14 protein-coding genes are annotated in these 14,096 nt (G+C 69.4%); 7 read left to right on the forward strand and 7 right to left on the reverse strand.

Annotated elements, in window-relative coordinates:
- From B0293_RS35330 to B0293_RS35345, 4 genes are read right to left on the reverse strand one after another with little or no spacing between them, the layout of a single operon-like run.
- Nucleotides 1–993 carry an ABC transporter permease gene (locus B0293_RS35330; RefSeq protein WP_005161403.1) on the reverse strand — a complete coding sequence of 331 codons (993 nt, stop codon included), beginning with the start codon at nt 991–993 and terminating at the stop codon, nt 1–3.
- Entirely contained in the window at nt 990–1,946 is a 957-nt protein-coding gene (locus tag B0293_RS35335; RefSeq protein ID WP_005161397.1) for an ABC transporter permease, read from the reverse strand. Before B0293_RS35335 ends, B0293_RS35330 begins: the two co-directional genes overlap by 4 nt.
- A gap of 38 nt (nt 1,947–1,984) precedes the next feature.
- Nucleotides 1,985–3,457 carry a sugar ABC transporter ATP-binding protein gene (locus B0293_RS35340; RefSeq protein ID WP_005161395.1) on the reverse strand — a complete coding sequence of 491 codons (1,473 nt, stop codon included), beginning with the start codon at nt 3,455–3,457 and terminating at the stop codon, nt 1,985–1,987.
- A 2-nt stretch (nt 3,458–3,459) separates the two neighbouring features.
- Complete coding sequence (locus B0293_RS35345) at nt 3,460–4,530, reverse strand: ABC transporter substrate-binding protein (RefSeq protein ID WP_005161393.1); 1,071 nt, start codon at nt 4,528–4,530, stop codon at nt 3,460–3,462.
- A 161-nt stretch (nt 4,531–4,691) separates the two neighbouring features.
- Here B0293_RS35345 and B0293_RS35350 point away from each other — a divergent pair, with 161 nt between their 5' ends.
- The 5 genes from B0293_RS35350 (at nt 4,692) to B0293_RS35370 (ending at nt 9,593) form a co-directional block, all read left to right on the forward strand.
- Nucleotides 4,692–5,690, forward strand: a complete 999-nt coding sequence (locus tag B0293_RS35350) for a LacI family DNA-binding transcriptional regulator (RefSeq protein WP_005161391.1) — start codon at nt 4,692–4,694, stop codon at nt 5,688–5,690.
- A gap of 82 nt (nt 5,691–5,772) precedes the next feature.
- Entirely contained in the window at nt 5,773–6,876 is a 1,104-nt protein-coding gene (locus tag B0293_RS35355; RefSeq protein WP_005161390.1) for a sensor histidine kinase, read from the forward strand.
- A complete protein-coding gene (locus tag B0293_RS35360; RefSeq protein WP_005161388.1) occupies nt 6,873–7,520 on the forward strand; it encodes a response regulator in 648 nt (215 codons plus the stop codon). Before B0293_RS35355 ends, B0293_RS35360 begins: the two co-directional genes overlap by 4 nt.
- A 347-nt stretch (nt 7,521–7,867) precedes the next feature.
- Nucleotides 7,868–8,266, forward strand: coding sequence for a hypothetical protein (locus tag B0293_RS35365; RefSeq protein WP_005161387.1), 399 nt, complete (start codon nt 7,868–7,870; stop codon nt 8,264–8,266).
- Nucleotide 8,267: 1 nt separating this feature from the next.
- Nucleotides 8,268–9,593, forward strand: a complete 1,326-nt coding sequence (locus tag B0293_RS35370; protein ID WP_005161385.1) for a DJ-1/PfpI family protein — start codon at nt 8,268–8,270, stop codon at nt 9,591–9,593.
- On the opposite strand, the gene B0293_RS35375 is transcribed toward B0293_RS35370, so the two are convergent.
- From B0293_RS35375 to B0293_RS35385, 3 genes are all read right to left on the reverse strand, one after another.
- Entirely contained in the window at nt 9,575–10,324 is a 750-nt protein-coding gene (locus B0293_RS35375; RefSeq protein ID WP_005161383.1) for a hypothetical protein, read from the reverse strand. The two genes, B0293_RS35370 and B0293_RS35375, sit on opposite strands and share 19 nt — an antisense overlap.
- Entirely contained in the window at nt 10,321–11,289 is a 969-nt protein-coding gene (locus tag B0293_RS35380) for an Acg family FMN-binding oxidoreductase (RefSeq protein WP_005161381.1), read from the reverse strand. Before B0293_RS35380 ends, B0293_RS35375 begins: the two co-directional genes overlap by 4 nt.
- A gap of 132 nt (nt 11,290–11,421) precedes the next feature.
- Entirely contained in the window at nt 11,422–11,781 is a 360-nt protein-coding gene (locus B0293_RS35385; RefSeq protein WP_005161380.1) for an antibiotic biosynthesis monooxygenase family protein, read from the reverse strand.
- A 50-nt stretch (nt 11,782–11,831) separates the two neighbouring features.
- Here B0293_RS35385 and B0293_RS35390 point away from each other — a divergent pair, with 50 nt between their 5' ends.
- Nucleotides 11,832–12,689 carry a DUF1206 domain-containing protein gene (locus B0293_RS35390; protein WP_005161378.1) on the forward strand — a complete coding sequence of 286 codons (858 nt, stop codon included), beginning with the start codon at nt 11,832–11,834 and terminating at the stop codon, nt 12,687–12,689.
- A 50-nt stretch (nt 12,690–12,739) separates the two neighbouring features.
- Nucleotides 12,740–14,089: a DUF2252 domain-containing protein gene (locus B0293_RS35395; RefSeq protein WP_039918959.1), complete on the forward strand. Its 1,350-nt coding sequence runs from the start codon at nt 12,740–12,742 to the stop codon at nt 14,087–14,089.
- The last annotated feature ends 7 nt before the right edge of the window (nt 14,090–14,096 follow it).

Raw genomic sequence — 14,096 nt, forward strand, 5'->3', positions numbered from 1 at the left:
CTATCTCCGGGCGGTCGTACGGGCCAATGACCGTTGCAGCACAACGACCACCAAGAGGAACGCACCGCTGACCACCGACTGGTAGTTGCTGTCGAGAGTTCCGATCTGGTTGATCACGTTCTGGATGACGGTGCGGATCCCGACCCCGATCACGGTGCCGAGAATCGTGCCCATCCCGCCGGTGAGCAGGGTGCCGCCGATGACGACGACGGAGATCGCGTCCAGTTCGAGGCCGACCCCGATCACCGTGACGCCGGATTGCAGATAGGCGGCGGTGAGCGCGCCCGCGAGCCCGGAAAGGACACCGCTCATCACGTAGACGGTGACCTTGGTGCGCGCCACCGGCAGTCCCATCAGCTTCGCGGACTGCTCCGAGCCGCCGGTGGCGAACACCGACTGCCCGAACCGGGTCCGCCGCAGCAGGAGCCCGCCGAGCAGGCACAGCGCCGCCGCGATGAACACCGGATAGCCGAACCCGAAGAGCGTGCCGCGGCCGAGTTCAACGAACGCCTCGCCCTCGGGGATCTTGTACGTCGTCGCGCCCTCGCTGGTGATCGCGAGCAGCAGCCCGCGAGCGAACAGCAGAGACGCCAGTGTGACGATGAACGGCGCCATCCCGGTCTTCGCCACGAGAAGCCCGTTGATGAGGCCGATCAGCCCGCACACCGCCAGCGGCAGCAGCAACGCGACGAGGAAACCCCATTGCGATCCGTAGGCGGCGAGGACCCCGCCGAGCGCGTAGACCGACCCCACCGACAGGTCGATCCCGCCGGTGATGATCACGAACGTCATCCCGAGCGCGATGATCGCGAGGAACGAGCTCTGCAAGGCGATGTCGCGCAGGTTGTCCAGGCTGCCGAAGCGCGGGAACAGCAGCCACGCGACGGCGACCATGAGCACCAGCGCGATCGCCGCGCCTTGTTTCTGCAGGACCCCGGTCATCAGCTCGCGCCGGGTGGAGTCCTGGGCGGCCATCGTGGGCGCCGCGGTCATCGGCTGCTCCGTTCCCGTGCGACGTACACCGCGCCGACGATGATCGCGGCCTGGATCATCTGCGCGGTCGAATCCGGCAGGTTGTGCTTGATGAGCGTGGCGCGGACGAGCTGCATGAGCAGGACACCCATCACCGTGCCGAGGATGCGGACGCGTCCGCCGGTCAGCGGGGTGCCGCCGACCACGACCGCGGTGATCGCGGAAAGTTCCATCAGCAGCCCGGCGTCCGCTGGGTCGCCGGCGCCGAGCCGCGCGGTGGACAGCACCCCGGCCAGCGCCGCGAGCACACCGCAGATGGCGTAGACGCCGATGAGGACACGGTTGACCGGCAGTCCGGCGAGCACGCTGGCCCGGCGGTTGCCACCGATCGCGACCAGCCGCCTGCCGAACGCCGTCTTCCCGACCACGGCGGCCATGAGCACGGCCAGGACGGCCGCGATCAGCACGCTCACCGGGATACCGAGCACCTCACCGGTGCCCAGTGCCAGGAAATCCGGATCGTGCAGCTGGACGAGCTGGCCATCGGCGAGCACCAGCGCGAGCCCTCGCCCGCCGACGAGCAAGGCGAGTGTCGCCACGATCGGCTGGATCCCGATCCTGGCCACGAGGACACCGTTCAACGTCCCGGCGGCCAGCCCGGCCACGAGCGCGATGGCGACCGCGGGCAGTGTCCCGGCGCCGAGGTACAGCGGGATGATCGCCGCCGACAGCGCCATCACCGCGCCCACCGACAGGTCGACGCCCTCGGTGCCGATGACGAGCGCCATCCCGAGCGCGACCACCAGTACCGGCGCGGCCTGGATGAGCTGGGTCCGGAAGTTGCCGACGGTCAGGAAGTTCGCGGTGAACGCGATGTTGAACAGCACGAGCGCGACGACGGCGACGTACACGCCGTACTCCTGCAGCCACCGCGCCACCCTGGTCCGGTCCACCGTTTTCGCCGTGTCCGTCATGGTGGTTCCCGGTTCCTCCGTTCTCCGCTGGGTGCTGGTCATTCCGGGCCACCTGACGCGATCGCGGCCAGCACGTGGTCCTGGGTCAGCTGGTCCCCCGCCAGTTCGCCGACCACCGAGCCGTCCTTGAGCACGACCAGCCTGTCGGCGCCGTCGAGGAGTTCCTCCATCTCGGACGAGATGAGCAGGACCGCGAGTCCGTCCTTGGCGAGTTCGTCGATCAGCGCCTGCACTTCCGCCTTCGCGCCGACGTCGATGCCGCGGGTCGGCTCGTCGAGCAGCAGCACCTTCGGTTCCGTGCACAGCCAGCGGGCCAGCAGCACCTTCTGCTGATTGCCGCCGGACAGTTCGGCGACCTTCTGATCGGGACTGGACACCTTGATCCGCAGGCGTTTCACGAATGTGTCGACGATCCTGTCCTGGCGGGCCCGGCTCACCAAGCCGAACCGGGACAGCCTCGGCAACGCGGCGAGCACGATGTTCTCCCGTACCGAAAGATGCGGGATGATCCCTTCGGTCTTGCGGTCCTCGGCGAGCATGCTGACGCCCGCGCGCATCGCGGCGGCCACATTCCCTTGCGGGACTTGCTTTCCGCCGACGAGGACGGTGCCACCGGACAGCGGCAGGTCGCCGACGATCGCCCGCGCGGTCTCGGTCCGGCCGGAGCCGAGCAGCCCGGCCAGACCGACGATCTCACCGGGCCTGATGTCGACCGAGACTCCACTCAACCGGTTGCCGCTGGTGAGGTTCTCCGCGCGCAGCACCGGTTCCCGGCCCGCCTCGTGGTCTCCCTCGAAGGCCGTCGCGCCGTGCGACCGGATGTCGCCGACACTGCGGCCGAGCATCATCGACACCAGTTCCAGGCGGGGCAGGTCGGCGAGCGGTCCGGTGTGGACCCGCTTGCCGTCCCGCAGCACCGTCACCCGTTCGCAGATCCGGTACAGCTCGTCCATCCTGTGGCTGACGTACACGATCGCGATCCCGCGTTCGTGCAGCCTGCCGATGACCTCGAACAGCGTCTCGACCTCACGCGGCTCCAGTGAGGACGTCGGCTCGTCCATGATCACGACGTCGGCGTCGACCGACACCGCACGGGCCAGCGCGACCATCTGCTGGGCGCCGACGCCGAGTGTCCCGAGTGGACGGCAGACGTCGGCTTCGATGCCGTAGTCCGCCAGCAGGGCCGCCGCGTCGGAGTTCATCCGCGCCCAGTCGACCAGCCCGAGCCTCTTCCTCGGCTCGCGGCCGAGGTACACGTTGCTCGCGACGCTCATCAGCGGGATGAGGTTGACCTCCTGGTAGATGGTGGAGATCGCGCCCCGCGCGTGGATCGTGCCGGAGTCCGGCTTGTGCACGCCGGTGAGCACCTTGATCAGCGTCGACTTGCCGGCGCCGTTCTCGCCCACCAGCGCGTGCACCTCGCCCGGCCGGAGCGCGAACGACACGTCGTCGAGCGCGCGCACCCCGGCGAACGTCTTGGTCACGCCTTCGACCTCGAGAACCGGTTCCATCGTCAGTACGCGTTCCCGAGCTTCTGCGCGGCGTTCGCGGAGTCGTACTGGTCGTCGGAGATGACCACGGTCGGCGGGATCTCTTTGCCGGCGGCGAAGTCCTGCAGGGTCGAGAAGGCCAGCGGGCCGAAGCGCGGGTTGGATTCGATGACCGCGTTGTAGCTGCCGTCGGCGATGAGCTGGACGGCGTTGCGGGTGCCGTCGATCGAGACGATCTTGACGTCCTTGCCCGGCGTCTTGCCCGCGGCCTTGAGCGCGGTGACCGCGCCGATGCCCATCTCGTCGTTCTCGGCGTAGACGGCGGTGATCTCGGGGTTGCTCTGGATGAGCTGCTCCATGACAGCCTGGCCCTTGGACCGGTCGAACTCGCCGGTCTGCTCGGCGACGATCTGGATGCCCGCGGTGGCGGCGATCTCGTCCTTGAAACCCTTGGTGCGGTCGGTGGTCACGTTGTTGCCGGACGCGCCGAGCAGGATCGCGACCTTGCCGGTGCCGCCGGTCGCCTTCACCATCTCCTGCGCCGCGCGCTTGCCCTGCTCGACGAAGTTGGAGCCGATGAAGGTCAGGTAGTCGGCACACGGCTGCGACGTCACCTTGCGGTCGACTGTGATGACCGGGACCTTCTTGGCCTTCGCCGCGTCGAGGGCGGGCTGGAGGCCGTCGGAGTTCAGCGGCGCGACGATGAGCAGCTGCGCGCCCCGGTCCAGCAACGACTTGATGTCACTGACCTGCTTGTTGAGATCGCTCTGCGCGTTGGTGACCAGGAGTTTGTCCGCCGGGATACCGAGTTTCGCCGCTTCGTCCTTGATGGACTGCGTCTCGGCGATCCGGAACGGGTTGGCCTCCTTCTCCGACTGGGAGAAGCCGATGACCGCGTTCTTCACGTCCACCTGCGGGTAGCCGGTCTTCTCGCGGGCGCAGCCCGGTCCGGTGGCGGCCTGGCTCGGCGCCGCCGAAGCGGCCGGTCCCGCGCCCGACGGGGCGGATTGCTGGGTCTCGCGGCTGGTGCAGGCCGTCAGCGCGAGCGCGAGGCCGGTCACCAGGAGCAGGGTGCGGCGGATGGGCAGGGACATCGATCGCTCCTCGGGGAAAGTCGAGCACACGGGTCGGCGGTGACCCATGTCACTCATAGGGACGATGCCAGATTTACATCGTTGGTACAACGTTGTAAATCCGCCGTTCGCGCGGCTAGGCTGTGCCGGATCTGTGCCGGACCATGCAGAGGGGAGCGAGGGTGGCCACGCTCAAGGACGTCGCCAAGCTTGCGGGCGTCTCCGTCAAGACCGTGTCGAACGTGGTCAACGGCTACGACTTCGTCAAGCCGGAGAACCGCAAGCGGGTCGAGGAGGCGCTCGCGTCGACCGGCTACCGGCCCAATCTCGGCGCCCGCAACCTGCGCCGCGGCCGCACCGGGTTCCTCGGGCTGATGCTGCCCGAGCTGAGCATCCCGTACTTCGGCGAGCTGGCGGGCCTGGTGCTGCAGGCGGCGCAGGAGCACGAGTGGAACGTGCTCATCGAGCAGACCCTCGGCACCCGGGAGCGGGAACGCAACACGCTGTCCGCGCTCGGCCCGCATCTGATCGATGGCGCGATCATCAGCCCGGAAGCGTTGCACACCAACGACTTCGAAGACCTGGCGCCGGGCGTGCCGCTGGTGATGCTCGGCGAGCACGTCGTCGACGTCCCGATAGATCACGTCGGTATCGACAACGTCCAGGCCGCCCGGATCGCGGTGCGGCACCTGCTCTCGCTCGGCCGACGGCGGATCGCCGCGATCGGCGCGCATCCGCAGCGTCACACCGCCGCGCAGCGGCTCGACGGCTACCACTCGGCGCTCCAGGAGGCAGGCCTCGCACCCATTCCGGAACTGGTCCTGCCCGCGCTGCGCTACCACCGCGCCAACGGCGCCGAGGCGATGGCGCATCTTCTCGCGCTGCCGGAGCCGCCCGACGCGGTCTTCTGCTTCAACGACCTTCTCGCCATCGGCGCCCTTCGCGCCGCGGCGGAACGCGGCGTCCAGGTGCCGTCGGACATGGCGATCGTCGGCTTCGACAACAACGAGGAGAGCGCGTACAGCCTTCCCTCGCTGACGACGATCGCGCCGGACAAGGCGGCGATCGCGCGGACCGCGGTCGACCTGCTGCGGCGGCGCATCGCGGGCGGGAGCGACCTCGAACCCGAGGACGTCCAGACGCCGTTCTCCCTCGAAATCCGGAACAGCACCGTCGCCTGACTCCCGCGTTTCGTCCTCTGGATGCGGTAGTTGCGCACGCAAGTACCGCATCCAGAGGACGAAATGCGTTTATTGTGTGTCCGTGAACCGGGCCCTGGCCGTACTGACGCTTGTCGCGTACGTGACGTTGCCCCTCGGCTCGGCCAAGTACGAGACGCTCGTGCTGCCGGCGCTCCTGACCGGTCTGGTCTACGCGGCGATCGCGATCCTCGGCTTCCCCTGGGTCCAGAAACACGGGCGCGCCTGGGCGATCGCGTACGTCTGCGTTCAGTTACCGCTCGGCTTCACCCTGTTCTCGCTTTCGGGCGCCGCTGTCGGGGCCGTCCTGCTTCTCGTGGTCCTCGTGTGCCACACCGTGTTGCTGCTCCAGGTCCGCGTGGCGTTCGGGGTCGCGGTGCTGATCCCGCTGATCCACCTGCCGATGGCGCCGATGGACGGGCTCCGCGAAGGACTCGGGACGCTGGCGGTCATGGTGTTCGCCGCCGTGGTGACCGAGCTGGTCGTCCGGGAGAAGCGGGCACGGGAGGAACTGGCGGAGGCGCACGAACGTCTTCGTGATCATGCCGCGCAGGCCGAACAACTCGCGACGACCCAGGAGCGCAACCGGCTCGCGCGCGACATCCACGACGGGCTCGGTCATCACCTCACGGTCGTGCAGATGATGCTGCAGGCCGCCCGCGCGGTGATCGGCACCGGCGACACGGAACGCGCCGACGGGATGCTCGCCAAGGCGCAGGACCAGTCGCGGGAGGCGCTCAACGAGGTCCGCCGGTCGGTGTCGGCGTTGCGGGAGCCACGCTCCGAACCGCTCGCGGACGCGTTGCGTGCCTTGACCGAGGAGGCGTCCGCGGCGGGCATGCCGACCGGGCTGGAGGTCAAGGGCACGGCGCGGGACACGCGCGCCGATGTCGAGGAGTCACTGTTCCGGGCGGCCCAGGAAGGACTGACCAACGTGCGCAAGCACGCGCGCGCACAGGCCGCGACCGTGGTGCTCGACTACGCCGGAGCCGACCGGGTCCGGCTCGAAGTCCGCGACGACGGTCTGGGACTGACCGGGGATTCCCCGCCGGACAAGGGTTTCGGACTCATGGGACTCCGCGAGCGGGTCGCCGGGCTCGGCGGCCGGGTCTCGATCGACTCGGCGGAGGGACACGGCCTGACACTCACCGTGGAGGTGCCGGGATGAGCGTCCGCGTCCTGATCGTCGACGACCAGGCGTTGTTCCGCGAGGCGTTGGCGACCCTGCTGGAGGTCCAGCCGGAGATCGAGGTCGTCGGTGAGGCGGCCGACGGCGAGCAGGCCGTCCGGCTCTGCGCCGAACTCCGTCCCGACGTCGCGCTGATGGACCTGCGGATGCCGGTGCTGGACGGGATCGCGGCCACCACCCGGCTCCGGGCCGAGCAACCCGGCGTGCGGGTGCTGGCGCTGACCACGTTCGACGACGACGAGGACGTGTTCGCCGCGTTGCGGGCGGGCGCCGTCGGCTACCTGCTCAAGGACGTCTCGTCGACGCGGCTGGTGGAAGCGCTGGTCGCGGCCAACCGGGGTGAGTCGGTGCTGCAGCCGTCGGTGGCGGCGAAACTCGTCGCGAGGGTGGCGCGGCTGCCTGCCGAAACACCCCGGGCGCAACCCTTGGCGACCCCGCTTTCGGAGCGGGAACTGGAGGTGGTCCAGCTCCTGTCGGAGGGCCGTAGCAATCGCGAAATCGCGAAGACGCTGTTCCTCGCCGAGGGCACGGTGAAGAACCTCGTGACGAGTGTCCTGTCGAAGCTCCAGGTACGGGACCGGACCCAGGCCGCCCTGCGCGCGAGGGAACTCGGCCTGTTCTGACCGCTTCGCTCCTTGCCGAGGGCCAAGTCCGTGCACGCACGGGAAGTTCCCTTCGCTTCGGGTATCACGGTTCTCGTGGGTGGCGGAGTCCCGGGCTGTTGCGAAAGCCACGTTCGCAACGTTGAAGGTTGCGAACGTGGCTTTCGCAACGCTGCGGGGCGCCGGATGGCGTCGGTACAGGTGGTCGTGAGTGGTAAAGAGGGTTAGAACGTCACTTACCACTCACGACCACCTCGACCGATGCCCGGCCGCCGGTCACATGACCTCGCGCATGACTTCCGGCACCTGCCCTCGTGCCCCGCCCCGGCCGAACATTGCTCCCGTCGAACCGAACGAGGGAGCCGGGAATGAACCACACGACAGAACCGAAGACCCGCGACCGGGCCGTCCTGCACTTCACCCGGCACGCGGTGGAGATGCTCGTCGCGATGGTGGCCGGGATGATCGTCCTCGAACCGGTCTGGTCTTTCCTGTGGCCGGACCTGGCGAAGAACGTGACCGCGAGCGCGCTGGTGATGGCGACGAACATGTCGCTCGGCATGGCACTGTGGATGCGGATCCGGCGCCACGGCTGGGCTTCGATCGTGGAGATGTCGGCCGCGATGTACCTGCCCTACGTCCTCTTCCTGCCGTTCTTCTGGACCGGCCTGATCTCCGGGACGACCTTGATGACCGCCGGGCACGTGCTGATGGTGCCCGCGATGCTCGCCGCCATGGTCCGCCGCCGCGCCGAGTACGGAGCCTGACATGCGCGCCTTCATCCGCGTCACGCTGACCGTGCTGGCGTTCACCGTCGCCGCGCTGGCCCTGCCGCTCACTCTGGGCGGCATCACGCTCAGCGCCAGCTTCGAAAACCGCTACACGGCGAGAACCGACGGGATCTCGCCGCGACCGGTACACCGGGTACACGATCCCGCCAAGCCGACCGCCGTGGTCGTCGTGGGTAATCAGGGTGCCGTCGTCTCCGACACGCTCGCCCCGTACGAGATCCTGGCGGCGAGCGGCGCGTTCAACGTCTACACCGTCGCGCCGGAGGCCCGGCCGGTCACCCTGACCGGCGGGCTCGACCTGATCCCCGACCTGGCTTTCGCCGATCTCGACAGGCTGCTTTCCTCCGCCGCCCCCGATGTCGTGGTGGTCCCCGCGCTGCCGGACCTCGGCGAGCCGACCACGCGCCCGGTGACCGACTGGCTGAAGCGGCAGTCCGCCAAGGGGTCGCTGCTCATGAGTGTCTGCAACGGTTCGGGCGTCCTCGCTTCGGCCGGGCTCCTCGACGGGCGGAAGGCCACCGCGCACTGGATCCGCATCGGCGGCTTCGACGACGAATTCCCCGCCGTGGACTGGGTTCGCGGCACACGCTACGTCGACGACGGGAACATCGTGACCACGGCCGGGATCCTGTCCGGCATCGACGGCGCGCTGCGGGTGACCGAGCGGATCGCCGGCACTGAAACCGCGCGGAAGACCGCCGAAGCGATCGGCTGGACCCACTACTCCCCCGGTTCCAGCCCGCCGATGACGCAGAACACCTTCGAAGCGGCGGACACCGTCGTCGGCTTCAACACCGCCTTCAAATGGGACAAGCCGATGCTGGGGATCCTGCTGACCACCGGGATCCGGGAGCTGGAACTCGCCGCGGTGTTCGACACCTACGGCCAGTCTCTGGCGGTCGAGACGACGGCGGTCGGGCTCGACGGCACGCCGATCCATTCCCGGCACGGACTGACCTTCGCCCCGCGCGGTACACCGACCGCGGACGACCTCGACAGGCTGATAGTGCCCGGCGCCGACGCGGCCACGAGCCACGCGGCCGATCGGTACTCCGCGCTCTCGCCGGTGTATCTGCACGCCGCGCCGGGGTTCCCGTTCGACGCCGTGCTCGAAGACCTGATGCGCACCACGGACGCCGCGACCACCCGGTGGACGGCCAGGACGCTGGAGTACCGGCCCGATCACCTCGCGCTCGACGGCGAGGCTTGGCCGTGGACGATCGCGCTCCGGCCGTTCGGGCTGGCCGTTCTCGGGCTGCTCGCCGCCTTCGGGATCCGCGCCCTCTACCGCCGCCGCGCGTGATGGACACCGACCGCCAGTTGCGGGATACCGGCCGGCCCGGCGTGCCCGAACAGCGAGACCCGGACCTTCGCGGGTTCGAACGGCTCGGTGACGGTCACGCACCGGAGACCGGACTCGGTGACGAGCAGCCGGATCCGCTGCGCCACCTGCCCGGCCCGCACGAGGTGGTGACGTGCCTCCGAAGTGGTGGTGATCAGGAAGGCCGACCACGGTTCGTCCGGTTCCTCGACGGGTGGTGCGATCGCCCGGGCGATCGCACCACCCACCTTCGGCAGAGAACGGATCTGGCGCGGCGAAAGCGACCTCACGCGGACGCCGTCCGCGGGTTCCTCGTCCGGGCTCAGGATGGGCAGGCCGTGGGCCGAGTACGACGCGCGCCCGGACATCGCCCCGAACGACACGAGATCGCCGGCGCCGGGGCGTTTCCGCGCGGCGGCCGTGATGCGGACGATCCGCCGCGGGTCGGCCTCGTCGTGCGAGAACTCGGTCCGCGGGAGCCAGCCCAGTGCGCGCATCGCGACTTCGAGGTGGACGAGCAGCGCGCCGCACGCGATGAGTCTTCCCCTGCTGTCGTCCCCAGGCCGTTCGACCAGGTCGACGCCGTCACCCCGGACCTCCAGCGGCCATTCGCCGCGCAGCCACCGGCGCGGTGCCCAGCGCGCGGCCCGCACCAGGATCCGCGTCTCCTCGGCCGTCCAGCGGTGCGTGCCGAGTACGGCGGTCGCGCTCACCGAGGGTCCTCCCCGGGTCTGGTCCGGATGACCGCGTCGACCGGGCGACGCGGCGTGGTGGAGCCCGGGAAGCCGTAACCCAGGCGGAAAACGGCCTGCGGATTCTCGTTATCGCCGAGCAGTGACCGCAGGACGGCGTGAGCGGACGGGATTTCCATGGGCTGCGAGTAGAACGACGCGCTGAGGCCGAGCGAAGTCGCCGTCAGCAACGCCCGCTGCATCGCCCGCCCGGCGCGGATCTGCGCGAGCGGACCGTCGGTCGGCGTCGTCAGCACCGCGACGACCGGGTCGCGTTCGAACTCCCTGCTCTGTTCGCTCATGCCGTAGTGCCGGACCGGCAACAGCCCACAGGAGGGACGAGGCCCGCCCGCGTAGGCCGGGACACCGTCGCGGCTCCCGTTCTCCTTGGTCCACGCGCGCAGTTCCGCCTGGAAGCCTTCGTCGAGCATCTGCACGTGGTCCGCCCGCCGGATGAGCCCGGCGACGGCCTCCAGCAGGCCCACCTCGTCGAGCAGGATCAGCTTCGCGCCCTCTTCGCGGGCCGCCTGCCGCACCGCGTGCCGGAACCCCGCCGGGACCGGGGTCGAGGCGAACGGCCGCCGGTTGCTGTAGCGGGCGCGGATCGACGCCGCCAGGCGCTGCTCCGCCGCCGTCGCCCGGTGCCGGGAGCCGATGACGACCCTGGCCAGCAGTTCCGGCCGGTCCTTCCGCGGCAGCAGCTCCACGTCGCAGGACCGCCCGGCGACGGCGATCGCGAGTTCGAGGTTCAGCACCGCCGCACCGCAGGACAGCCGTGCCTCCCGCCGGTCCGGGTCGCACACCTCGAGTACGCGGTCCTCGTCGAGGACGACGTCGATGACGTCCGGCCCGAGCTCGAAGAGCCACGGCTGGCTGTTGTGGGGCGAGGGCGCCCGGACCGCGGCCTCCAGCCCGGCTGTGACGACCGGTGTTTCGGTGAGGATCATCGCGGCTCCTAACCGGCAGGGTCCTCCTCAGCCTGTCGTGCGGAAGCCGGGACCGGGAGTGGCCGTGGTCCTTTTCGGACGAGGACTTTCGGCCTCTCCCCTCGGTGATTCTCCGACGTCCCGGCCCGGCGATCAGTCATCGGCTCGCGGGCCGGGTCCGGTCTCCCGGACGACGCGGTAGCGCGGGTTGGCGCTCACTCGCGACTCCACCTTGCCCGGCAGGCCGTCGAGTGCCCCCTGGATGGCCGCGAGACGGCCCGCGGTGTCCGACGTCTCTTCGAAATGCCGGTAGTCCGCCTCGTTCGCCCAGCTGACGACGTTGACGACTCGCGTCCCGTCGACGCTCGCGTGGAAGCGTGCCGAGACGTAACCCGGGAAGAACCGGACCCAGCGGTCCTGGATGTCGGCGAAGGCGTCCACCAACGCCGCCTGGGTCTCCGGCCCGTCCACCGCGTACTCGATGATCGAGTAGAAACCCTTGTCCTCGTGCATGTTCACTCCTCGAAGTAGTTCGGTGACCCCAGCATCGACCCTCGACCTCGGTGGAGATCAAGAGTGACGTGGCCGACATACCGGACACATTGCTCCGGCCGGACCTGGCGGACGGCCGTTCGCTCGGCGACGATCGCCCGATGCGCGACAGCAAGACATTCGGCTTCATCGCCCGGGGCGGGCTCGTCTGCTACGCGGTCGTGCATCTGCTCGTCGCTTGGCTCGCGACGCGGGTCGCCCTCGGCGACACCGCCAAGGCGGACAAGGCGGGTGCCCTGCAGGTGGTGGTCGCGGAAGGGGGCGCGTGGCTGCTGTGGCTGATCGCCACCGGTCTCGCCGTGCTGGCGTTGTGGCAGCTCGGCGAGGCGGTCACCGGGCATCGGCACGTGAAGGCGCGACGGCGGACGGTGCGCCGGATCGTCAGCGGGATCGAGGTCGTGCTCTACGGCCTCGTCTCCTACAGCGCGGTGAAGATCGCCGTCGCGGGCGCCGACGACGGCCAGACCTCCCTGGTCGCCGAAATCCTCGCGGAGTCCTACGGTCCGGTGCTGGTGAGCGTCGCCGGGGTCGCCGTCGTCGCGGTGGCGGTGTTCCTCGCCCAGCGCGGCCTCCGGAAGACCTTCGCGCGGGAACTCGATTTCGGCGGCGCCTCCGGGCCTGCCCGGACGACGACCATCCGGCTCGGGCAGGTCGGCTGGATCGCGCTCTCCGCCGCATACGGCACCGTCGGCGTGCTGACGGTCATCGCGGCGGTCACCTTCGACCCCGCCAAGGCGAGCGGTCTCGACGCGGCCTTGAAGACACTCGTCGCCCAGCCGTACGGCGGTCCGATGCTCCTGGCGCTCGCGGCCGGGATCGCCGCGTTCGGGGTGTTCGCGCTGCTGGACGCGCGCTTCCGCAAGATCTGATCTGCCCCGGGAACCGACCTGTGGCACCGTGAAGCCGTCTGGAGGTCGTGATGAGTGGTGTGGTCGAGCGGATCCGCGAGCGGGGCGAGGATGACCGGCAAGCGCGGATCGTCGAGGTGCTGGTGGAGGCGTTCGACGACCTCATGCGCGCGGACGCCGACGCGTTCCGCCGCAAGTTCCGCAAGATGGCCGCCGCCCCGTTCGCGTTCTACCGGGGTTCGGCGTGCCTCTTCTACGCGGACATGGCGCACGAGGACGACCCGTGGGCGAACGACGAGACCAGCCGGGTGTGGATCCAAGGCGATCTCCACGCGGAGAACTTCGGCAGCTACATGGACTCGTCCGGGACGCTGGTGTTCGACGTCAACGATTTCGACGAGGCCTACCTCGGCTGCTTCACCTGGGACCTCAAACGGCTGGCGGCCAGTGTCGCGCTGCTGGCGTGGAGCAAGGCGATCTCGGACGACGACATCGAGACGCTGATCGGCACGTACCTGCGCGCCTACGTGAAACAGGTCCGCGAGTACGCCGAGCGGCCCGGCGACGAACTCGTCCGGCTCCAGCTGGACAGCACCGAAGGAGTCCTGCACGGCGTCCTGCTCCGGGCTCGGCTCAAGACGCGCATCGACCTGCTCGACGAGCTGACCACCGTCGAGGACTACGACCGCAGGTTCCGGCACGGGCCCGGCGTCCGCGTGCTGGAGGAGGCCGAACGGGAAACCGCGCTCGCCGCCTTCGAGTCCTATTTGGACACCATCCCGGAGAACAAGCGGTTCGGCAGCATCACTTACCGGGTCAAGGACATCGTCGGCCGGTCCGGGTTCGGCATCGGCTCGGCCGGGCTGCCCGCGTACAACATCCTCGTCGAGGGCCGGACCCAAGCCCTGGAGAACGACGTCGTCCTGTCCATGAAGCAAGGGAACGTCGCGGCGCCGAGTCGGATCGTGTCCGAAGAGCACATCCGCGGCTACTTCACCAATGAGGGGCACCGCACCGCCGTGTCCCAGCGCGCGTTGCAGGCCCACGCGGATCCTTGGCTCGGGTACACGGAGATCGACGGGACCGGGTTCGTCGTCTCGGAGCTTTCGCCCTACGTCGACGACCTGGACTGGTCGGAGCTGACCGAACCGGCGGAGATGCGGCCGGTCCTCGACTACCTCGGCCGGGCCACCGCGAAGATGCACTGTGTGTCCGATTCGGACTCCGAGCAGACACTGGTCGATTTCCAGAGCGAAGAGGCCATCGCCGACGTCATCGGCGATCGCGAGGACGAGTTCGTCCGCGCGCTGACCGAGTTCGGGATGGCCTATGCCGAGCAGTCACGGGAGGACCACCGGCTGTTCGTGGACGCCTTCCGCGGTGGGAAGATCCCCGCCGTCCGGCCGGCCGCGGAGGGCTGACCGGACG

Source organism: Amycolatopsis azurea DSM 43854, from assembly GCF_001995215.1.
In the GTDB taxonomy this organism is placed as follows: domain Bacteria; phylum Actinomycetota; class Actinomycetes; order Mycobacteriales; family Pseudonocardiaceae; genus Amycolatopsis; species Amycolatopsis azurea.